Source organism: Pseudodesulfovibrio mercurii (assembly GCF_000189295.2).
GTDB lineage: Bacteria > Desulfobacterota > Desulfovibrionia > Desulfovibrionales > Desulfovibrionaceae > Pseudodesulfovibrio > Pseudodesulfovibrio mercurii.
Map to the genome: position 1 here is coordinate 1157197 of NC_016803.1, position 22137 is coordinate 1179333.

Consider the following 22137-nt stretch of genomic DNA (forward strand, 5'->3'; position numbering starts at 1 on the left):
AAGAACCTTTTGAAAAAGGTTCTTAAGAATCTCCAAAACTTATTGGCGCCGCTTCGCGGGGTTGGCCGCGAATATCTGGCTCTTTTTTAATGAACTATTTCGCCGAAGGCGACAGCGGGACTCCAAAGGGCTCGCCCTTTGGCCGCCGGAGGCGAAATCACCTGTCGCATTCGCCGCAGGCGATTCCACCCTGTCTTTATCCTAATTCTCCACGGAATGCAGCCCGCCGGAGCCCGCGCGGAACTGGACGTTGGTCCGTTCCGGGTCGTTCGGGTCGGACTTGCTGCAATTCCACAGGCACGCCCCGCAGTGCACGCACTTTTCGCGATCGAAGAGCGGCGCGCCGCCGTCCGGGTTGGTGTAGATGGCCTGGCCCGAGCAGGCCTCGATGCAGACCTGTTCGCGGCAGGTCGCGCACCGGGCCGGGTCCGCGAAGCGCACATGGTCGGCGTAGCCGGGGTTGGCCTGGACCTTGCCGCCCATGAGCAGGGCGTCCTGGTGGGAGACCAGCAGCTGTCCGTCCAGGGGGATTTCCGGCCAGCCCGCGCGGTCCATGAGCGCGTCGTGCAGGGACTTGCCCTGCTTGGCGCAGTCCGCGCGGATGGCCGCGATCTCGCCCGCCGGGATGACGTCGCGGTAGTAGTCCTCCACGGACGGGATGCGCTCCTGGGGGCGCAGTGCCTTGCCCGGCATGTTCAGCAGGCCGTTGGTCAGCCCGGTCAGCCCCATGCCGAGGAAGCCGGAGAGGACGGACCGGGTGAAGCCGTCGCGGGACTTTTTGGCCACCTCGGCCTCCTTTTCGACCCAGGAGGCGCGGCGGCGGGAAACATAGGTGTTCTCGAGATTTTCCTTGGTGAAGGCGCGGCCGGACTTGAGCAGTTCCAGCACGGCCTCGCCGAGCTGCACGCCCGTGGCCCAGGCCTCGTCCACGCCCGAGCCGGTCAGCACGTTGGTGGAGCCGGACCCCTCGCCAATGCGCGCGAACCCGTCGCCGCACAGGATGGGCTCGCCGTGCTTGCCCGACTCGTTCAGGGACTTGGCTCCCCAGGAACGCAGGGTGCCGCCCTGAAGGCGCTTCCACAGGTAGGGATGGAGCATCCAGTGCTGCATGTAGCGGTAGGCCGTGCGCACCGGGTTGTCGAACCAGGACGGCACGAAGATGCCCAAACTCGCCACGTTGCCGGGGTAGACGTACAGGAAGCCGAAGATCTCGGGCTCGGGGTAGCCGATGGTGTGCAGCACGGTGCCGGGCTGCCAGTCGCAGCCCTCGGGCAGCTCGACCACGCACTTCATGCCCACGGCCCACTCGCGCTGGCAATTGTCGCCGGGCATGCCCAGCCTGCGGTTGAGCTCCCGTCCCACCGGCCCAACCGGGCCGTCGGCCACCACGGTCAGGGCGGCCTTCATGTCCATGCCCGGCATGTAGCCCGCGTTCGGGGTGCCGTCCTTGTCCACGCCCTGGTCGGCCATGCGCACGCCCTTGACCGCCGTGCCCTCGACCAGGGGCTCGGCCACCGGGCTGGACGGCCAGATCTGGGCCAGGCCCGTGCCCATCAGGTTCGCGCCCACCCACTGGTTGAGCTGGCCGATGGAAAACAACATGCCGGGATGTTTTTCCAGAAATTTCGGGATGTACGGCAGCTCATACGCGCCGTCCTTCATGAACCCGCCCAGGATCTTGTCGGCCAGCCTGAACAGCCCCGGCCTGCGGCTCGCGCCCACCGGATCGGTCAGGAACAGGACCTTCTCCTCCCGGACCTCGCAGGCCATGGGAATCTGGGACAGGTCCAGGTCCGGGAACGTGGCCCGGATGGAGCGGCCCTTGGTGACCACGCCCGACACGCCGAAGCCGATGTCGTCGGCGCGCTCGTAGCAGATGACCTGGGGCGGCATGCCCGGCATGACCTTGGATTCGGCCGCGAAGGTGCCGTCGTCGTTCATCAGCCCGCGCGTCAGGGTCGTCAGGAACCCGCCCGCGGCAGGGCCGAAGCCCACACATACAATATCCGTCTCCATCTCGACACGCGGCATCTCGTCGCTCATGGGTGCGCCTCCCCCGGACCCCCAGCCCCTCTTCCCTCCTGAACTTTTTATGTCGCTACGCGAAAATCGGGGGGAGTGACCAGGCGTTTTCCTTCCCGGTACGCCTGGGGGGTGGGTGGGTTGAAGTTATCGTTCGGGGCGGGGATTCGGCCCCTGCCCTCCACGCCGCCCGACCGGGCCTGCCTATCCTGCACCCTTCCCGGCGGCGTGGCGACAAAAAGTTTTGGAAGGGAAAACGCGGGAGGGAAGCCTTTCGAAAAGGCCTCCCTCCCGCGTGGTCGTCGTTTTGCTAGCCCTGCGGGTAGTCGAGGGCCTCGGGAATCATCACCTCGGCCAGGGCGTTGCCCGCGCGGTCCTTGGCCAGGCGGCAGCCCGCCAGGCACATGTCCACGGTGGCCTTGAGTTCGCGGAACCGGATCAGGTCCGGGCGCGCGCACTTGGACTGGTCGCCCAGGGTGCCGTCCTCGGCGCATTCGGCCTTGGACTTCAGCTCGGGCTCGCACTTCTCGGCGATGCCGCCGTCCGGGGTCGGACAACGGTTCCAGTTGTACCCGTAGACCAGTTCTGAACAGATGCGGGCCACTTCACCGGCGGCGCGGGCGGCCTGGACGTGGCACAGGTCCTTGTAGAACCCGGTCAGGTCGTCGATTCCCTCGGCCAGGGTCATGGACAGGGGGCCCTTCTCGATGAGCTCCAGGACGTCGGAGGCCAGGTGGTAGGCGCCGAGAATCCAACCGAGCGCGTCGGCCATGGGGAAGGTCACGCCCTGCCGCTTGTTGTGGTAGAGCTTGCGGCCGTCCTGGTCCACGGCCTCCTGGAGGTGGCCCAGGGTCCACTGCCACAGCTCCATGGCTGCGGCCAGAACGTAGCCGCCCAGGCCGGGCACGTCGCGGCCCGCGCGGCGCATCTGCGCGATCCAGTTCTCCATGATGCAGCCGAAGATGTCGGAAGTCATGGTCATGGTCAGGTGGCGGCGCTGCACGGCCTCGGGGCCCTCGTAGGTGGCCTCGAGCTGGCAGTCGGTCCACTTCTGCATGAGGAAGCCGGGGCAGTCCTCGGTGATGCCGTAGCCGCCGACCAGGGCCACGGCCTCGCGCATCTTGTTGGCGCCCTCGCCCGTGTTCCAGAGCTTCACGCCGGGGTTGAGGATGCCCGCCAGGGCCTCCATGTAGGCGTACTGGACCAGGGTGTCGTTCGAAAGTTCGTTGTACCGGGCCTCGTCGCGCTCGGCCGGGGCCGAGTATTCCAGCCTGATGAATTCGCGGACCTGGTCGTGGAGCTTGCGCAGGGCGGCCATCTGCTTGCGGATGGAGGTCACGCCCTCGGCCTCGAAGTGAGCCTCCTTGGCCTTTTCAATGGGGTCGAAGCGGTCGGCCAGGCGCGCGGCGCCCAGGGCCAGGGAACAGCCCGCCTCGCCCGCGGCCCAGACGTCCACCAGGCGTTGCAGGGCGTCCTCGTTGATCTGGAGGCCCTTGTCGTAGCGCGGGGAGCCTTCCTTGCAGGCGTCGCCGCCCCGGAAGCGGTTGCGGTGGTAGCGGATGACCGGCTCCACGGCGGAGAGCAGCTTGGCCGAGGTCATCAGCCCCACGGGGATGCGGGTGCGGTGGAAGACCGCGCCGATGATCTCGGAGTGGTTGTACTTGGGCACGATCACGCCGTCCACGACCTCGTAGCCGCCGATGATGCGGGAGGCGGGCACCTTGAGGTTCAGGACGGGGTCGCGGGTGGAGGAAAGCTGGTGGACCATCTTCAGGGTGGGCGCACCCCGGTCGAAGACGCCCTCGTCGCCCTCTTCGAGGATGACCATGAAGGTCCCCTTGATGCGCTCGTCCTTGGACTCAACGGCGGCGGTGACGAAGTTGGCGAAGTCCATGTTGGTGATGAACCGACCGCGCTTGTCGATCTGAAGCATGGGCTCCTCGCCCTCGTTCCACTCGGCCACGGCGGCCTTGCCGCAGAGCACGCCGGTGTCCACGCCCACGTAGGGCAGGGGCTCGGTCAGGGCGAAGGCCCCGCGCCAGATGGTCCGGTCCTCGCCCGGCTGGGGCGGGACGCAGGCGGACATGTACTTGTCGCGCTGCTCAGGGGTGCCCTTCTCGTGGATGGGGGCGAGCGCCAGGCAGGAGGCCAGGGAGGAGGTGGCCGCACCGGCATCGACCCAGGCCAGCTCGAAGGCGACCAGGGCCAGCGCCAGATTCTTGGGGCCCTCGATGAAGCCGCCCTGGTGGGGGTCCATGAACAGGGCGGTCAGCCCGGACTGGTCGAAGGCGGCCAGGAGCTCGTTCTTCTGCTCGGTCCACTCATGGGTGTTGCGCGCGCCCCCGGCCACCAGCTTGGCTACCGTGGAGCGGGCGATGGACCGGGCGCTCTGCACGGACATCTGGAGGTCGAAACGCTCGGCAAAACGCCACATGATCTGCCGGACGTCGTCTCCCGGAAGAGTACGAAGAGTATACATAGGTGTCTTCCCCGAAAGGTTGATTTTGGACTGAGATTATCAGTTATCAATAATAGTCGGGGACGATAGGCCATTGTCCCTGGTGAGTCAAAGTGTTTTTATCCCTTAAACAAGCGTTTCAGCGGCTTCCCGGGCGGTTCCGGGCCGTTTTCCCCTCCCCGGAAACGGTCCGTCCGGGGGGCTCAACAAATGCCGTTTGCCAGGACAGGAATCCCGCTTTGACTTCGCCCCCGATTCCCTGCACTATCGCGCCATCCAAAAGGCGGCAGCGGTGATGAGCCAAGAGATTCCGAACATACGCACACTGGCCACGGCCATGGAGACCCTTGCCCAGGGGCGCGCCCCGAGCGGCGGGCCCGGCATCGGCGGCCTGGCCGTGGAGTTCCTGGAATGGTGCGACCGCACCCCGCGCCCGGCCCATGCCGAGGCCGTCCTCCTGGCCGAGGCCGTGCTGGCCATGTACCGCCTGGCCGCCAACTCCGGCGACATCCACACCATCCAGACCTGCTTCCAGGCCCTGGTCCGTTCGGGACGGTTCGGGCGGACCCTGTGCGCCCGCCTGATCACCGCCCGCAACGCGCCCCTGGCCCGGCTGGACCCCAAAGTGGCGGCCTGGCCCGCCCGCGACCGGCTGACCCTGGTCCACGAGATGCTCCTGGACCTGCCCGGCGACAAGGACAAGGAACTGCTGACCTGGCTCGAAGGGGTGCTCAAGCCGCTCATGGGCACGGACCCAGAGGAGCTGGTCCCGTTCGTGGCGCGGCTCGGCGAACAGGGCGAGCTCCTGGCCTTTCCGGTCCGCCAGGTCATCGTGGGCGGGCTGTTCGGCCGGTTCATCAACTCCCAGCTGACCAACGGCGTGGCGGGCACGGACCTGGAACAGCTCTGCCGGGTCATCCGGGGCATGGGCGACGCGGCCTATGCCGAGGCCCTGGCCAAGGCCGTGTCCCTGGGCCGGATCAAGGCCGACGTCGAGGTCCTGCGGACCGTCGCGACCGTGGGCGAGGCGGGCAACAAGACCATCCTGGCCATGCTCCTGAACATCCTGCCCAAGGCGGACGCCAGGCTGGCCGGGGCGTGCCTGGACGCGCTCATCAGCCAGGACCATCCGGCCATGGGCAAGGTCCTGGCCTCCATCCGCTCGCGCATGCCGGCCCTGCGCGCCGCCGCCGTGTCCCGCGCCCCGCTGCTCGGGGACATCGGCCTGGTCCAGTATCTTTCCTCCCTGCCCGAGGAGCGCCGCGACGACGCCCTGCTGGAGATGTTCGGCGTGCTCGAGACGATCGCCCCGGACTTCGTACGCAACGCGGCCGGCGCCTGCCCGCCCCGGGGCACGAACTCGCCGCGCGCCCGCGAGGGTTCGACCCCGCCTCCACAGCCCGGAGAAGAGCCCGAACCGGCCAGGACCGGCTTCTTCAAGGGATTGTTCAAGTCCCGGCCCAAGACCCTCCAGGAGCTGCTGCCCAAGCCGGGAAACATCCGCGATATGGACCTGCCCGGCTCCATGGTGGACGGCGAACAGCTGGAAAACCGCGAGCTGACCGGCCTGGGGCTGGCCGGAACCGCCTTTGTCCGGACCAGCTTCTTCCGGGGCAAGGTGGGCGACGCCGACCTGACCGGCGGGCTCTTCCGCGACTGCGTCCTGTCCGGCACGGAGTTCCGCGAGGTCCGCTTCAACGGCGCGGAGTTCGCGGACACCCGGTTCGAGGAGTGCGTGTTCACGGACTGCGTCTTCACCGGCGCGGTCTTCTCAGGCTGCACCTTCGAGGGATGCCGCTTCCGCTCCTCGGTCTTCAGCGAGGCCTCCTTCCGCGACGTCCGGCTGACGGGCACGGACCTGACCGCCTGCTCCCTGGCGGGCAGCGCCCTGCACGGCTGTTCCCTGCGCGCCGTCAGGTTCGAGGCCTGCGACCTGTCCTTCGCCGAGCTCGTCGGCGACGACTGCCGGGGCGTGGAGCTGCGCCAGACCTGCCTGCACGGGCTGTACATACGGGACTGCGTGCTGCTGTCCATGGAGCTGCCCGGCTCGCTCGTGACCCGGTCCGTGATCAAGAATTCCGACGCCGGGCACCCGCAGTTCCTGGCCAACCGGCTACGCCAGATGACCCTGTTCGCCCGCGAGGCGGAGAAGGGGGGCATGCCCGGCGGCCGGGAGACCGACCCCTTCACGGCCCGCAAGGCCCTGACCGCCTGGTCGCGCGAGCTGACCTTCATGCGCCGGGAACGGCGCATGCTCGACAACAACCGCCAGCGCATGCACCGGGCCATGGGCACACTGTCCCGCGACCAGCAGGCCTTCCTGCGCATGCTCCCCCTGCTCCTGGACTGCGACGTGTTCGAGCGGCGCTACAACTTCGGCAACATCCCCTCCTGCCGGGTCTGGGGCTACTACCCCTGCCTGAGCGACCTGGAGCTGGTCCGCGAGCGGCTGGACATGGAGCCCGAGCCCGACCCCTCGCCCGAGGTGCGCATCCTGGCGGTCTACGCCATGGGCAGTCTTGGCACCGTGGCCCAGACGTCGAGTTCGGACCTGGACTGCTGGGTCTGCTACGACGGCGACGTGACCATGACCATGGAGCACGGCCTGACGCGCAAACTCAACGCCATGGCCCTGTGGGCGGAGAGCGAGTACGGGCTGGAGGTCCACTTCTACCCCATGCGCATGGACGACGTGCGCGACAACCGCTTCCTGTCCGGGGACGAGGAGAGCTCGGGCTCGGCCCAGGTCCTGCTGCTCAAGGAGGAGTTCTACCGCACGGCGCTGAAGCTGGCGGGCAAGAACATCGCCTGGTGGGTCATCCCGGCCGGGGCCAGCCGCAAGATGTACGAGTCGTGCATCCGCGCGGCCCGGCGCTACCCCCTGTGCGGCAAGCCGCGCCTGGAGGACTTCGGCCACCTGGCCGAGGTGCCGCCGGACGAATACTTCGGCGGCTCCCTGTGGCAGATGGTCAAGGCCGTGCACGCGCCCTTCAAGTCCGTGCTCAAGCTCGGCCTGCTCGAGACCTACGCCGCACCCGGCGCGTCCGCCCTGCCCCTGTGCGACCGCATCAAGCGCAACCTGATCCGCAACCGCCAGGGCAAGCTCGACACCGACCCGTACACCGCCCTGTACTCCACCCTGCACGACTACTACAGCGGGCGCGGGGAGGACAACGCCGCGGCCCTGCTCAAGGAGTCCTTCCGGCTCAAGGCCAACCTGACGGACATCCCGCTGTTCATGAACCTGCCCACCCGGCCCGAGGACGAATCCCTGATCTCGGTCCTGTTCGGCTCGGGCTACGTGGAACCGGGCAGGCTGGCCGAGACGCACCGCACCTGGCCCTTCGACAAGTCCCTGCGCATGGGCTCGCACGTGCGCCGCTACATGGTCGATACCTACCGGCGCATCCAGGAGGGGCTGGCCGCCGGCGGCCGCTCCACGGGCCGGACCAAGGCGCTGATCAACCCCGAGGACCTGACGCGCATGGGCCGCCGCATCGCCGCCAACTTCGCCTCCAAGCCGAACAAGATCCTGCGCGTGCCGTTCATGGACACCAGGGAGAACGGCTTCCCCATCCTGCACTTCGCCGCGGAAAAGACGCCGGGCAAGCCGCCCGCCTGGACCGTGCGCGGGGGCGAGCGGGTAGAGGCCAAGCAGTCCGCCGTGCATCTCCAGCTGCTGCACCGCAACCAGGACCCGGTGCACCTGCTGGCCTGGCTGCTGGCCAACCGCATCTACCACCCCAAGAGCCTGCTCCAGGCGGACCGGACCATCGCGCCCATCGCCCTGGCCGACCTGCAGCGGCTCATGGGCTCCCTGCACGAATTCTTCCCCTTTGCCGAGACCTTCGAGCCGGACATCAACGAGGGGCTGCGCGCCGAGACCGTGCTGCGGGCCTTCTTCATCCTCAACCTGGCCTCCCCGCCCGAGACCGGGCGCATCGAGCAGGCCGCCGTGATCTACGCCACCAACTGGGGCGAGATGTTCTGCCGCACCTTTGTCCGGCCCGGCCAGCTGTTCGAACACAGCCCGGCCCGGTTCCTGTCCGAAAAGATCGGCCAGCCCCTGGCCGAAGCCGCGCAACTGGGCCTGTTCGCGCCCAAGGGGTCCCAATGCCGACGCATCAGCCTGACCTGAAGACGCCCTGCTGGGCCGTGATCTTCACCTCCGTGCGCACGGACGCCGACAACGGCTACGCCGAGACCGCCGGACGCATGCTCGAACTGGCCCGGTCCATGCCCGGCTTCCTGGGCGTGGATTCCGCCCGCGAGGAGGTCGGCATCACCGTGTCCTACTGGGAGAGCCTCGACGCCATCAGGGTCTGGCGCGAGCACCCCGAACACCGGACCGCCCAGGCGCGCGGCCGCCGGGAATGGTACGCCTCCTTCACCACCCGCGTCTGCCGGGTGGAGCGGGAGACCCGCTTCCCCTGATCCGGGCTGAAAAAATTCCTTTTTTTGGCAATTCGTCAGCGGTTGATGGCTTCTTACCATCGACAAAATCTGATGAATGATATACGCCCTTTCCCCACCGAAGCGGCATACAATTTTGTATGATCGCGTAGATTCCGTTTTTTTCACGCTCCACGAGCCAATTTCAAAGGGAAGTTCATGCGCAATATTCTCATCCTCTCGGCCGTCTGCCTGGCGGTCTCGCTCCTGCCCGCCTCCGCCCCGGCCGCCGATGCCGCCACGGCCGTCGCCAACGCCGAACAATGGGGGCTGCTGACCCTGATCCCGCCGCTCCTGGCCATCGCCCTGGCCTTCGCCAGCAAGAACGTGGTCCTGTCGCTGTTCATCGGCGTGTTCTCGGGCTGCTTCATGCTCGAACTCAAGGGCTGGGACGTGTACCACGCCATGATCGGCGGCTTCCTGCACCTGTCGGGCCAGGTCCTCTCCTCCCTGGCCGACCCGTGGGACGCGGGCATCGTCCTCCAGGTCCTGGCCATCGGCGGGCTCATCGCCCTCATCTCCAGGATGGGCGGGGCCCAGGCCATCGCCGAGGCCATCTCGCGCTGGGCCCGAACGCCCAGGTCCTCCCAGCTGGCCGCCTGGTGCATGGGGCTGTTCATCTTCTTCGACGACTACGCCAACTCCCTGACCGTGGGCCCGATCATGCGCCCGGTCACGGACCGGCTCAGGGTTTCGCGCGAGAAGCTGGCCTTCATCATCGACGCCACGGCCGCGCCCATCGCGGGCATCGCGCTGATCTCCACCTGGGTGGCCTACGAGGTCGGACTGATCCGCGACGGCTACCAGGCCATCGGCATCACCGGCAACGCCTACGGCATCTTCGTCCAGACCATCCCGTACCGGTTCTACAACATCTACATCCTGCTCTTCATCCTCCTGGCCGTGTGGCTCAAGCGCGACTTCGGGCCCATGTACGCGGCCGAGCACCGCGCCCGAACCGAGGGCAAGGTCCTGGGCGACCACGCCGTGCCCATGGCCTCGGACGAGGCCACCACCCTGGAGCCCGCCGCCCACGTCCGGCCCTCCGTGTGGAGCGCCATCCTGCCCATCGGCACCCTCATGGTCGCCGCGTTCCTGGGCTTCTACTTCAACGGCTACGCAAACCTCGACGACCCGGCCATGCTCGCGGCCGTGAACGCCTCGCCCCTGTCCTTCACATCCATGCGCATCTGCTTCGGGGCCTCGGACGCCTCGGTGGTCCTGTTCCAGGCCGCCCTGCTCGCCGCCCTGGTGGCCACCGCCATGGCCGTGTTCAAGAAGATCATGCCCCTGAAGGACGCCATCGAGACCTTCGTCACCGGGATCAAATCCATGAACATCACCGCCGTCATCCTGCTCCTGGCCTGGTCCCTGTCCGGGGTCATGAAGGAGCTGGGCACGGCCACCTACCTGGTGGGCACCCTGTCCGACGCCCTGCCCGCCTACCTGCTGCCGTCCATCATCTTCATCCTCGGCGCGATCATCTCCTTCGCCACCGGCACGTCCTACGGGACCATGGGCATCCTCATGCCCCTGACCATCCCCTTGGCTTACGCCCTGAACCCGTCCCCGGACTTTGTGGTCCTGGCCGTGGGCTCGGTCCTGACCGGGGCCATCTTCGGCGACCACTGCTCGCCTATCTCGGACACGACCATCCTGTCCTCCATGGGCGCGGGCTGCGACCACATCGACCACGTGCGCACCCAGCTGACCTACGCCCTGGTGGTTGCCGGCCTGGCCGTGGTCACCGGCTACCTGCCCGCCGGCCTGGGGCTGCCCGTGTCTTTGACCCTGCCGCTGGGCATCCTGGCCACGGCCCTGATCATCCGCTTCGCGGGCAAGAAGGTGGACGCCTAGCCCCCCTTCCGAAACGACGAAAAAACGCCCGGATCGGTTTGCCGATCCGGGCGTTTTCCGTTGCGGGCGGGCGCAACGCTAAAACCGGTAGCGGTAGTATTTGACGTCCACGTCCATGAGCGGGACCAAGGCCGGGACCCCGCTCCTCGGGACCTCTACGAAGCCGGACTTCTCGTAGAAGCGGTGCGCGGCGTGGTACACGTCCACGGTGCCGAGAAAGATTTCGCGCACGCCGTGGGCCCGCGCGTGGTCGAGCAGGGTGCGCATGAGCCGGGCGGCCACGCCGCGCTCCCTGCCGCGCCACGCCTTTTTCACGAACATCTTGCGCAGGGCGCAGACCCCGTCCCCCACGTCCTTGAGGGCGATGGTCCCGATGAGTTCGTCGCCCTCGAAGGCGAGCCAGAAATTGCCCGCGCCGTATTGGTAGTAGTCCGGGATGGTGCGCAGGTCCGGCTGTTTTTCGGCCGAGGTGGCCACGCCGAATTCCGCGATCTGGATGGTGGTGATCAGCTCGACGATGGGTTCGGGGTCGTGCCCCGCGTATTCGAGGATGCGCACGGTCAGGCCATGCGGGTGGCGACCCAGTCCAGGACCATGGTCGGGTTGACCGGCACCTGGGTGTTCAGGGCGTCCTGGGCCTGTTCCAGGACCAGGCCGATGCGCCGCAGGTCCGCCGGACCGTAAATCTTGGCCATGCCCGCCGAGAGCGGGGTCCCGCAACTGCCGGACAGGGCCTCGCGCAGCTCGCGCTGCATGCCGACGACCACGCTCATGGCCAGGTCGCGGTCCACGGCGCCGCGCACCTGGGTGCGCTCGAACCAGCCCCGTCCGGTCTGCCAGAAATGGACCAGGGCCGTGGTCCACTCGGTCACCTCGGGCGGGTTCACGCGCACGTCCGGCCAGGCCAGGGTGACCACCCAGGAGCGCGAGACCAGGGTCTCCAGCAGCCGCTCGCGCTGGGGAGCGGCCAGGACGAAGACGTTGCCGGGCCGGGGCTCCTCCAGTGACTTGAGCAGGGCGTTGGCCGCCTCGGTCATGAACATCTGGGCCTCGGCGAAGATGGTCACGCGGTAGCCGTCGCCGTGGGGCGGCTGGCCCCAGGTGGAGCGCTTCTCGCGCACGGAGTCCACCTTGATGAGCCCCTCGCGGCCGTCGAAGAACAGGAGGTCGTTGAAGGCCAGGTCCGCGATCTGTCGGCAGGCCGGGCACTGGCCGCAGGGGACCGAACCGGACGCGCAGTTCAGGCGCATGGCCCAGTACAGGGCGAGGGCGACGCGGGCATCCGCGTCGCCCCCCTCTATGACGATGGATTGTGGCGGGTCGTGGGCGATGGCGTTGAGCCGCCGGACCGCATGTTCCTGCCCCTTGAGGGCGGCCAGCGGGTCGTCGTGCAACGTCATGCCGCGCTCCCTAGAAGGTCTGTACCCGGTCCGGGCCCACCGAGACGATGCCGATCTTCACGCCGGAAATCTCCTCGATGCGCCGCAGGTACTTGACCGCGTTCTCGGGCAGGTCGTCCCAGCTGCGCGCGTCGGAGATGTCCTCGTCCCAGCCGGGCAGGGTCTCGTAGACCGGCGTGACGTAGGCCATGCCGTTCTGCTCCTGGGGCGGGTAGGCGATGGTTCCGCCCTTGTATTCGTAACCCACGCAGAGCTTGACCTCCTTCAGGCCGGACAGGACGTCCAGCTTGGTGATGGCCAGCTCGGTGGGACCGTTCAGCCGGGCGGATTCCTTGAGGACCACCAGGTCGAGCCAGCCGCAGCGCCGCTTGCGCCCGGTGGTGGCCCCGAACTCGTGGCCCTGGGACTGGAGGTAGTCGCCGTCCGCGTCGAGCAGTTCCGTGGGGAACGGGCCGCTGCCCACGCGGGTGGTGTACGCCTTGACGATGGCGATGATCCGGTCGAGGACGCGCGGCGAACAGCCGGAGCCCGAGGCCGCGTTGGCCGTGACCGTGTTGGACGAGGTGACGAAGGGATAGGTGCCGTGGTCGATGTCCAGGTGGGTGCCCTGGGCGCCCTCAAAGAGCACGCAGTCCGCGGCCTGGATGGCCGAGGACACGTCGCCGAGATACGGGACCAGCCGCTCGGCCACGGGCAGGACCTCGTCGAAGACGGCCTGGGCGTCCATGGGCTCGACCCCGTAGAGGTGCTTGAAGAGCACGTTCTTCTCTTCCAGGGCCGTGGAAATCTTCTGCTTGAGCAGTTCGGGATCGGCGAAGTCGCCCGCGCGGATGCCGCAGCGGTGCATCTTGTCCTCGTAGCACGGGCCGATGCCGCGCCCGGTGGTGCCGATGCGTCCGTCCTCGCTGCGCGAGGATTCGCGTGCCGCGTCCATGCGGCAGTGATACGGCATGATCACGTGGGTCTTCTTGCTGATCATCACTCGGGAGGCGGACACGTCCACGCCCTTGGCGGCAAGCTTGTCCAGCTCCTGGCAGAAGACGAACGGGTCCAGGACCACGCCGTTGCCGATGAGACACTGCTTTCCGGGGTGCAGGATGCCGGAGGGGATCAGGTGCAGGATGCACTGCTCGCCGTCGACCACCAGGGTATGCCCCGCGTTGTTGCCGCCCTGGAAACGGACGATGGCGTCCGCCTTCTCGGCGAGCATATCGACGACCTTGCCTTTACCTTCGTCTCCCCACTGGGAACCGAAAACCACCATATTGGACATTGTTAGCTCCTTGGAAATACCGGGATTGCGGCCCCCGGCCGGGAAAGCGCGCACAAACGGTTATGTTCCGTAAATATAAACGGGTGTCCGTGTCAACCGGAGGATGCCCCGATCACTTGCCGTTCTTGGGGGTCAGGGTCAGCAGCTTGCCGCGCCGGTCCTTCTTGTCCGGCTTGTGTCCGGCGCCGGGACCGTCGCCGTTGACCAGGGTGCCGTCCACGGGGCCGACCGGCTTTTCCGGCGCGGTCAGGGCCGCCAGGTCGATCTCCACCGGGCCCTCGCCGGGGTGGCGGGACTGGGCCCAGTTGTAGTTGAAAAGCTGGTTTTTCAGGCGGGTGGACTGGATGAGATTGAAGACCAGAACCGCTTCCTCCCACCGCTTGGTGGGCTCGAAATGGCGCACCTTCTCCGCGTATTTTTCCCACAGGCTCATGAGCGAGGCCTCGTCGTAGGCATTGATCTGACGGGCGAGCTTCAAGAGCGCCTTTTCCATGTAGCTTTCTGACATCGATGTTCCTTGATAGGTGAAAAACGCATGCCGGGAGTCTTTGCATAGCAAATATCAGCCCGGCCCGCCAAGGCAAAATCACGCTCCGCTCCGGACAAAAAGGCCGCCCGAAAAATCGGGCGGCCCTGTGGTTCGTGTTGCGCGCAACGGCGTCAGAAGCGCTCGAAATCGGTGTCGTCCACCTCGCCCATGTCGAGGTCCATGCCGCCCCTGGGCGCATTCCCGGCCGCACCGGGCGGCACCGGCCTGGGCTTGCCACCGGCGAGCTTGGGCCTGCCCCCGGCGAGCCTGGGCCTGGCGGGCTCGGCCACCTTGACCTGGACGGGCGGGACGTAGCCGTCCGCATCGAGCCTGAAGAAGCTGATGGTCTTCTGCAACTGCACGGCCTGGGACGAAAGCTCCTCGGCCGTGGAGGCGACCTCCTCGGAGGCGGCCGCGTTCTGCTGGATGACCTTGTCCATGTCCTGGATGGCCGCGTTGACCTGGGAGCCGCCCTCATTCTGCTCGTTGGTGGCGGCGGAGATCTCCTGGACCAGTTCGGCGGTCTTCTGGATGTCCGGCACGATCCGGGCCAGCAGGTTGCCCGCCTCCTCGGCCACCTCCACGCTGGACGAGGACAGCTCGCTGATCTCGGCCGCGGACGCGCCGCTACGCTCGGCCAGCTTGCGCACCTCGGCCGCGACCACGGCGAATCCCTTGCCGTGTTCCCCGGCCCGGGCCGCCTCGATGGCCGCGTTCAGGGCCAGGAGGTTGGTCTGCCGCGCGATCTCCTCGATGATGGAGATCTTCTCCGCAATCTGCTTCATGGCCTCCACGGTCTTGGCCACGGCCCGGCCGCCGGACTCGGTGTCGCGGGCCGCCTTGTTGGTCATGTTGTTGGTGGTCTGGGCGTTCTCGGCGTTCTGGCCGATGGACGAGATCATCTCCTCCATGGCCGCCGAGACCTCCTCCACGGCCGAGGCCTGTTCCGTGGCCCCCTGGGACAGGTCGGTGGCCGAGGAGGCCAGCTCCTCGCTGCCCGAGGTGACCTGTTCCGAGGCCACGGTGACATCGCTGACCACGCTGCGCAGGGCCTTGAGCATGTTGCCCATGGCCGTGGTCAGCTGGCCCACCTCGTCCCGGCTGCGGGAGACGATGTCCACGGTCAGGTCGCCCTCGGCCATGGCGTTGGACACGGTCACGGCCTCGTGCAGGGGCCGGATGATGCCGCGCAGGACCCAGACGACCACCAGGATCAGGATGCCCATGCCCACGAGGGTGGGAATGAGGATCTGCCAGCGCATGGAGCTGACCTGAGCCTCCACGTCGTCCACGTAGATGCCGGAGCCGACCACCCAGCCCCACGGCTGGTACAGCTTGACGAAGGAAATCTTGGGCACGGGCCGGTCCGAACCGGGCTTGGGCCACATGTAGTTGACGAACCCCTCGCCCTTGTCCCTGGCGACCTTGACCATCTCCCGGAAGAGATAGACCCCGTGGGGGTCCTTCATGTCGGACAGGTCCTTGCCGTTGAGGTCGGGGTTGACCCCGTGGACCACGATGACCTGGTGCAGGTCGTTGACCCAGAAATATTCCTGCCCCTGATAGCGCAGGGTCGCCAGTTCGGCCTTGGCGGCCTCCTGGGCGGCCTCCACGGTCACGGCGCCGGAATCGGCCTTGCCGGCCCAGGACGCGATGACGCCGTAGGCCACCTCGACCACGCTCTTGGTGGCCACCCGCTTCTCCTGCATCAGGGAATCGCCCACCACCGGCAGGAAATAACCGAGCAGTCCGGCCAGGACCAGAACCACTGCGGCCAGGAAGAAACTGAGAATCTTGCTTTGCAGTCCCCAGTCCTTGAATCTTGTGATGCGCATAATTCCTCCTGTTCGCTGAAATTACTGCGGCGTCATACACGCGGGGTAACGAGTCCGGCCCGTCCGGAGCGTTTTCGTTTGCCTCAACAATACCCCGGCCGGACGTTATAACAATTATTATTTACAGGTTATTTCAAACGGATGCTTGAATGCCGGGAAGGGTCGACCCCCAATCATTGCCCGCCCTGGGAAGGTGTGTTATGAACGCCCCCTCACACGGCAACAACAGGGAGTCTAGCGATGAGCGATCTGAAGAAAATGTACCACACCTTGCAGCAGGACCCGTTCCCTGCGGACATGAAGCTGACCCTGGGCGACCAGGAACTGGTCTTCCGGAAACGGACCTGGGAGATCGACGGCCAGACCAAGGGGTTGCGCTACGGCGAGAACCCGGACCAGCCCGCCGCGCTCTACGAGCTGGCTCAGGGGCAGCTTGAGATCGGCGGGGTCAAGTTCATCGGCGCGGGCCAGGGACTGGTCTCCGCCCTGACCGAGGAGCACATGCTCCAGGCGGGCAAGCACCCCGGCAAGACCAACCTGACCGACGTGGACAACGCCCTGAACATCCTGCAGTACCTGTCCGCCAAGCCGGCCGCGCTCATTCTCAAGCACAACAACCCCTGCGGGGCCGCCTGGACCGACGAGGGCGTGGCCGTGGCGCTCAAGCGCGCCTTCGAGGCCGACCGCATCGCCGCCTTCGGCGGGGCCGTGGTGGTCAACCGCAAGCTCGACCTGGCCACGGCCGAGTTGATCAACTCCGTGTATTTCGAGGTGGTTGCCGCGCCCGAGTTCGACGCCGACGCGCTCGCCGTGCTGAAAAAGAAAAAGAACCTGCGCATCCTGGAGATTCCGGGCATCGCCGAGCTGGAGAAGCTGTCCCGGACACCGTTCCTGGACATCAAGTCCCTGTCCGACGGCGGCATGGTCCTGCAGTTCTCCTTCCGCAACGCCATCCTGTCCGCGGACGACTTTCTCCCGGCCGAGGCCGAGAAGGACGGCAACGCCTTCGTGGCCCGCGCCCCCTCCAGGCAGGAGGCGGACGACCTGCTCTTCGCCTGGGCCGTTGAGGCCGGCGTGACCTCCAACTCCGTGATCTTCGCCCGCGACGGCGTGACCACGGCCATCGGCACCGGCGAGCAGGACCGCGTGGGCTGCGTGCTCCTGGCCGTGACCAAGGCGTACATCAAGTACGCGGACCTGCTGGCCTCCAAGGAACTGGGCAAGTCCCTGTTCGAGCTCAAGCTGGCGGCCATCAAGGACCCGGAGATGAAGAAGCAGCTCGACGACATCGACAGGCGCACCGAGGAGGCGCGCGGCGGCCTGCCCGGCTCCGTGGTGGTTTCGGACGGGTTCTTCCCGTTCCGCGACGGCGTGGACCTGTGCATCGACCAGGGCGTGACCGCCATCGCCCAGCCCGGCGGCTCCATCCGCGATCACGAGGTCATCCAGGCGGTCAACGAGGCCACGCCGCAGGTGGCCATGGTCTTCACCGGGCAGCGCTCCTTCAAGCACTAAGCCGGACGTTGCATGAGGAAATGGGCTTCGCCGGGCAGGAGTTCGGCGAGGCCTTTTATTTGGGACGGTGGTCGAAGTCCCTGGCGGACGGCCTGCCGTAGACCAGCTTCATGACCAGGATGGACGCGGCCAGCACCAGGGTGACCGAGTTGGCCAGGGTCACGGCCAGGGACCCGATGAAGAGGCCGTAGACCAGCCAGAGGAAGACGCCCACGGTCATCAGCAGGTACATGCGCAGGGACAGGTCCGCCACGGAGCGGGTCCGCCAGGTGTGCAGGACCTGCGGGAAAAAGGCCGCCGTGGTGCAGCATCCGGCCAGAAGGCCGAGGAGTTCCAGGATATCCATGCGCATGCCGTTCCCATACGCGCACGCCCTTACGCTGACAACCGTTTCATGCTAACCGGATCGTTATCGCAACGAAAACACATCGACTGACATATGGCTAAACCAATCTCCCTCGGTCCCACGGTCCGCCCCGGCACGGTGGTGGAATTCATGCACGGCGACCAGCCCCAGCTCGCCTGGGTGCTCGAGGAGTCGTCCGGCAAGCTCCGCCTGCTGACCATCAACAAGCGCGAGATGAAGCTGCCCGCCGCCCGGCTGCTGCCGTGGCAGGGCCCGGCGCTGTCCGCCGAGGTCTCGCGCCAGGACGTCCAGAACATCCTGAACGAGCGCCAGGAGGCGCGCGGCGAGATCCAGGCCGGGCTGGACGTCATGGAGCTGTGGGAACTGGCCCAGGGCGAGGTGGAGTCCGCGCCCCTGTCGTGGTTCGCGGACCTCCTCTGGGAGGAGTGGGACGAGGACCGCCTGGCCGCCCTGGGACGGGCCATGCTCCAGGCCAAGACCCACTTCAAGTTCCGCCCGCCCGTGTTCGAGGTCTGGCCCGCCGAAAAGGTGGAGCAGAAGCTCCGGCAGCAGGCCGAGGAAAAGGAGCGCGAGGCCATCACCGGCGCGGGACAGACCCTGCTCGCCGAGCTCTGGGGGGCCTACAACCAGGGCCGCAAGCCGCGCCTGCCCGAGCTTGCGCCCGACCTGGCCGACGGGCTCGCCCGCATCCTCAAGGGCAAGGTCGGCGAGACCCTGTACGAGGAGGACCGCAAGATCTGGACGGCCATCGCCAAGGGGCTGCCCGACGTGCCGCACCTGGCCCTGCTCCTGGCCCAGACCTGGGGAGTGCTGCCGCCCCACCACAACTACCACCTGGACGAGGCGGAGTACGCCTGGGGCGACGGGTGGTCGGAATCCTTCATCAGTGAAATCGAAGATTTGGAGACGCGCTTTTCCAATCAAGCCCAGACGCCCGAGATCGAGGACGCGGTGTCCATCGACGCCAGCACCACGCGGGACATCGACGACGCCTTTTGCATAGCGAGGCACGGTACGGGCTACCGGCTGACCATCGTCCTGGCCCGGCCCGAGGCCCACTGGACCTTCGGCTCGGACCTGGACAGGGCGGTCCTGCACCGGGTGTCCAGCCTGTACCTGCCCGAGGGCACCAGCCACATGATGCCCGAGCGGCTCGGCACCGGTCTGTACTCCCTGCTCGAAGGGCAGGCGCGCCCGGCGCTGGTCACGGACTTCTTCCTGGACGCGGACGGCGTGCTCGAAAAGGTCGCGCCGCGCACGGCCTGGGTCCGCATCAGGGCCAACACCACCTACGAGGACGCGGAACGGGCCATCGCAGAGCGCACCGACCCGTCCCTGCTGCTGGCCCACGACCTGGCCACCCATTTGCTGGAGCGGCGGCTGGCCTCGGGGGCCTGCGTCATCCGCAAACCCGAGCCCATGGTCAGCCTGACCGGCAGCGGCGCGGCCACCGAGGTGAACATCGACCTGAAGACGCCGAGCCTGCGCTCGGAGCTCCTCGTCAGCGAATTCATGATCCTGGCCAACTCGGGGCTGGCCCTGTGGGCGCGGGACAACGACGTGCCCCTGCTCCACCGCACCCAGGACATCGCCCTGCCCCCGGAGTCCGCGGGCATCTTCACCGAGCCCGCCGAAATACTGCGCTCGGTCAAGCTGCTCCTGCCGCCCACCCTGGAGACCGCGCCCAAGCGGCATGCGGCCCTGGGCGTCCCGGCCTACGCGCCCATCACCTCGCCGCTGCGGCGCTACACCGATTTCATCAACATGGCCCAGGTGGATTCGTTCCTGGCCTCGGGCGCGCCGCGCCTGGACCGCGACGAGCTGGACCAGCTGATCACCCACCTGAACATGCGCATCCAGGCGGTGAGCGCGGTGCAGCGGTTCCGCCCCCGGTACTGGAAGCTGGTCTACCTGGCCAAGCGCCGCCGCGAGTTCCAGCCCGCCGTGCTGGTGGACGAGGCCGGGCCCATGGCCACCCTGGCCATGCCACACCTCCAGGTCAACGTGCGCGCGCCCAAGAAGATGCTCGGCGACAAGCTCTATCCGGGCCAGAAGTTCATGATAAACTTCTCGCGCATCGACCCGCTGACCAACGAAATCCGACTGAGCGAGGCCCTGGAGGAATAGCCGGGCTTTTCAACGTGTCGAAAACTCTGTAGGATCACGCACCAACCGCGAGTTATCGGGAGAAAACACCATGACCTTCATCTTCTGGGCCCTGTTCGCCTATGTCCTCGGCTCCATCCCCTTCGGGCTGGTCATCGCCAGATCGGCGTGCGGCATAGACCCCAGGAAGGACGGCAGCAAAAACACGGGCGCCACCAACGTGGCCCGGCTGTGCGGCATGAAGTTCGGCATCGCCACCCTGGCCTGCGACGTGCTCAAGGGGCTGCTGCCCGTGCTCTTCGCCGCGTCCTGGGTCGAGTCCCCCTTCGCCCTGTCCCTGATCGCCCTGGCGGCCATCCTCGGCCACGTCTTTTCCTGCTTCATGCGCTTCAAGGGCGGCAAGGCCGTGGCCACCACGGTGGGCGCGTTCCTGGGCCTGGCCTTCTGGCCCGCGCTGGTCTGCATCGTCCTGTGCCTGCTCATGGTCTGGCTGACCGGCCACGTGTCCATGGGCTCCCTGACCTTCGCCCTGTCCCTGCCCGTGCTCATGCTCCTGTCCGGCAACTTCGCCTACATCCCGGTGGCCCTGGCCGTCATGCTCATCCTGTTCTGGCGGCACAGGGAAAACATCCGGCGGCTGGCCCGGGGCGAGGAAAACCCCTGGCTCAAGAAGGGATAGGACCGTGCAGAAGGCCTCCCCCAAGCGCTACGCCATCTACTCCATCGGGGCCTCCATCCTGACCCTGGTGCTCAAGTTCGGCGCGTGGGGGCTGACCGGCTCCGTGGGGCTGCTCTCGGACGCCACCGAATCCCTGGTCAACTTGACCGCGGGCGTGCTCGCCCTGACGGCCATCACCATCGCCCTGCGCCCGGCCGACGCGGACCACGCCTACGGCCACGGCAAGGCCGAATATTTCTCCAGCGGCATCGAGGGCGTGCTGATCATCGTGGCCGCCTTCGGCATCGGCTACGCGGCCATCGACCGTTTCCTCTCGCCCCAGGAACTGAGCCATCTCGGGCCCGGCCTGCTCCTGGCCCTGCTCTCCTCGGTCATCAATTTCCTGGTCGCCCGGATCATGCTCCGCGCGGCCGACCGCTTCGACTCCATCACCCTGGAGGCGGACGCCCGGCACCTGCTGACCGACGTCTGGACCTCGGTGGGACTGGTGGCCGGGCTGGCCGTGATCATCGTCATGCCCCAATGGAAGATTCTCGACCCGATCATCGCCGTGCTCATGGCCGTGAACATCGTCTTCACCGGCCTGGGCCTGCTCAAGCGGTCCGTGGGCGGACTGATGGACGACTCCCTGCCCCCCGAGGAACTGGAACTCATCGCCAAGGCCATCCAGAGCTACGCCGGGGACGAGTGCACCTTCCACGGGCTCAGGACGCGCAAGTCCGGTCCCAAGCGGTTCATCGACTTCCACCTCCTCGTGCCCGGCTCCATGACCGTGCACGATTCCCACGAACTCTGCGAACTGATTGAAGAGTTGATCCACTCCAAGCTGTCCCGCGCCGAGGTGACCATCCACGTGGAACCGCTGGAAAGCGAGACCTCCTACGACGGCAAGTCCGTGGGCGGGGCCTGTGCGGCCAGCCTGGGCGGCGACTGCCCCATGACCTCCCCGGCAACCCCGACATCTCCGGCCTCCCAGGCCTCTCCGCCGCCCCCTCCCCCGCCCGAAGACGAATCGGGCGAATAGCCCCGATTCCCCTTCTCCATCGACCAAGGTCATGGGCCCCGGCCCATGTCTTTCGCAACGTCGACACCGGCCCCGGGCCGGACGAGGGACATTCGTATGGATATCATCCTGCAGATATGGGGCGGGTCCTGCTACCTGCTCAACAAGATAGGCTTTTGCGGCGCCGAGCGCAGCTCGACGCCGGAAGGCGACCGGCAATGGCGGCTGTGGTCCTGGGGCATCTTCCTGGCAGGGCTGCCCGCCTGGGTCGCGGTCTTCGCCATGGAACGCAACTGGATCGCGGCGAGCGTGGAGGCGGGCGGGTCCCCGGCCATGCTCATGGGCTTCATCATCGCCCTGCGCGGACGGGGACACGAGCCGAGGTGGCTCGACCTCCTGGCCCGCTGGTCGGTGGTCCTCGGCCTGGGCGCGAGCCTCCACGATTTCGGGGGCATCACGACCCTGACGCAGGTCTTCGAACTCTGCGTGGCCGCCGGATTCCTGATGGGCGCCTACCTGTCGGCCAAGGGCAGCGCGCTCGGCTACCTCGGGTTCATCCTCGGCAACCTCGGTTGCGCGGCCCTGATGGGGAGCCAGGAATAATACATCCTCATGGCCCAACAGCTCGTCTCGCTGGCCTT

General features: G+C 67.1%; 16 protein-coding genes. 8 read left to right on the forward strand and 8 right to left on the reverse strand.

The window, feature by feature from the left end; all coding sequences use genetic code 11:
- Positions 1-201 precede the first annotated feature (201 nt).
- Entirely contained in the window at positions 202-2043 is a 1842-nt protein-coding gene (locus DND132_RS05445) for a 4Fe-4S ferredoxin (protein ID WP_014321705.1), read from the reverse strand.
- Positions 2044-2332: 289 nt separating this feature from the next.
- Positions 2333-4501, reverse strand: coding sequence for an acyl-CoA dehydrogenase family protein (locus DND132_RS05450; RefSeq protein ID WP_014321706.1), 2169 nt, complete (start codon positions 4499-4501; stop codon positions 2333-2335).
- Between the two features lie 274 nt (positions 4502-4775).
- Here DND132_RS05450 and DND132_RS05455 point away from each other — a divergent pair, with 274 nt between their 5' ends.
- From DND132_RS05455 to DND132_RS05465, 3 genes are all read left to right on the forward strand, one after another.
- Positions 4776-8618, forward strand: a complete 3843-nt coding sequence (locus tag DND132_RS05455; RefSeq protein WP_014321707.1) for a class I adenylate cyclase — start codon at positions 4776-4778, stop codon at positions 8616-8618.
- Positions 8594-8914 carry an antibiotic biosynthesis monooxygenase family protein gene (locus DND132_RS05460; protein WP_014321708.1) on the forward strand — a complete coding sequence of 107 codons (321 nt, stop codon included), beginning with the start codon at positions 8594-8596 and terminating at the stop codon, positions 8912-8914. Before DND132_RS05455 ends, DND132_RS05460 begins: the two co-directional genes overlap by 25 nt.
- A 177-nt stretch (positions 8915-9091) precedes the next feature.
- Positions 9092-10789: a Na+/H+ antiporter NhaC family protein gene (locus tag DND132_RS05465; protein ID WP_014321709.1), complete on the forward strand. Its 1698-nt coding sequence runs from the start codon at positions 9092-9094 to the stop codon at positions 10787-10789.
- A gap of 78 nt (positions 10790-10867) precedes the next feature.
- Here DND132_RS05465 and DND132_RS05470 read toward each other — a convergent pair whose 3' ends face one another.
- From DND132_RS05470 to DND132_RS05490, 5 genes are all read right to left on the reverse strand, one after another.
- Positions 10868-11347 carry a GNAT family N-acetyltransferase gene (locus tag DND132_RS05470; RefSeq protein ID WP_014321710.1) on the reverse strand — a complete coding sequence of 160 codons (480 nt, stop codon included), beginning with the start codon at positions 11345-11347 and terminating at the stop codon, positions 10868-10870.
- Positions 11348-11349: 2 nt separating this feature from the next.
- Positions 11350-12189, reverse strand: a complete 840-nt coding sequence (locus tag DND132_RS05475) for a DNA polymerase III subunit delta' (protein ID WP_014321711.1) — start codon at positions 12187-12189, stop codon at positions 11350-11352.
- Positions 12190-12199: 10 nt separating this feature from the next.
- Entirely contained in the window at positions 12200-13462 is a 1263-nt protein-coding gene (locus DND132_RS05480) for an adenylosuccinate synthase (RefSeq protein WP_014321712.1), read from the reverse strand.
- Between the two features lie 112 nt (positions 13463-13574).
- Entirely contained in the window at positions 13575-13970 is a 396-nt protein-coding gene (locus DND132_RS05485) for a hypothetical protein (protein ID WP_014321713.1), read from the reverse strand.
- A 152-nt stretch (positions 13971-14122) separates the two neighbouring features.
- Positions 14123-15826, reverse strand: coding sequence for a methyl-accepting chemotaxis protein (locus tag DND132_RS05490; protein ID WP_014321714.1), 1704 nt, complete (start codon positions 15824-15826; stop codon positions 14123-14125).
- Positions 15827-16066: 240 nt separating this feature from the next.
- Here DND132_RS05490 and DND132_RS05495 point away from each other — a divergent pair, with 240 nt between their 5' ends.
- Positions 16067-17341, forward strand: a complete 1275-nt coding sequence (locus tag DND132_RS05495) for a phosphoribosylaminoimidazolecarboxamide formyltransferase (RefSeq protein ID WP_014321715.1) — start codon at positions 16067-16069, stop codon at positions 17339-17341.
- A 55-nt stretch (positions 17342-17396) separates the two neighbouring features.
- On the opposite strand, the gene DND132_RS05500 is transcribed toward DND132_RS05495, so the two are convergent.
- A complete protein-coding gene (locus DND132_RS05500; RefSeq protein ID WP_014321716.1) occupies positions 17397-17693 on the reverse strand; it encodes a SemiSWEET family sugar transporter in 297 nt (98 codons plus the stop codon).
- Between the two features lie 87 nt (positions 17694-17780).
- Between DND132_RS05500 and DND132_RS05505 the strand changes: the two genes are divergently transcribed.
- From DND132_RS05505 to DND132_RS05520, 4 genes are all read left to right on the forward strand, one after another.
- Positions 17781-19835, forward strand: coding sequence for a ribonuclease catalytic domain-containing protein (locus DND132_RS05505; protein WP_014321717.1), 2055 nt, complete (start codon positions 17781-17783; stop codon positions 19833-19835).
- Positions 19836-19905: 70 nt separating this feature from the next.
- Positions 19906-20493 carry a glycerol-3-phosphate 1-O-acyltransferase PlsY gene (plsY, locus tag DND132_RS05510; RefSeq protein ID WP_014321718.1) on the forward strand — a complete coding sequence of 196 codons (588 nt, stop codon included), beginning with the start codon at positions 19906-19908 and terminating at the stop codon, positions 20491-20493.
- Positions 20494-20497: 4 nt separating this feature from the next.
- Complete coding sequence (locus DND132_RS05515) at positions 20498-21517, forward strand: cation diffusion facilitator family transporter (RefSeq protein ID WP_014321719.1); 1020 nt, start codon at positions 20498-20500, stop codon at positions 21515-21517.
- 96 nt (positions 21518-21613) lie between these two features.
- Positions 21614-22099 carry a hypothetical protein gene (locus tag DND132_RS05520; protein WP_014321720.1) on the forward strand — a complete coding sequence of 162 codons (486 nt, stop codon included), beginning with the start codon at positions 21614-21616 and terminating at the stop codon, positions 22097-22099.
- Positions 22100-22137: the final 38 nt, after the last annotated feature.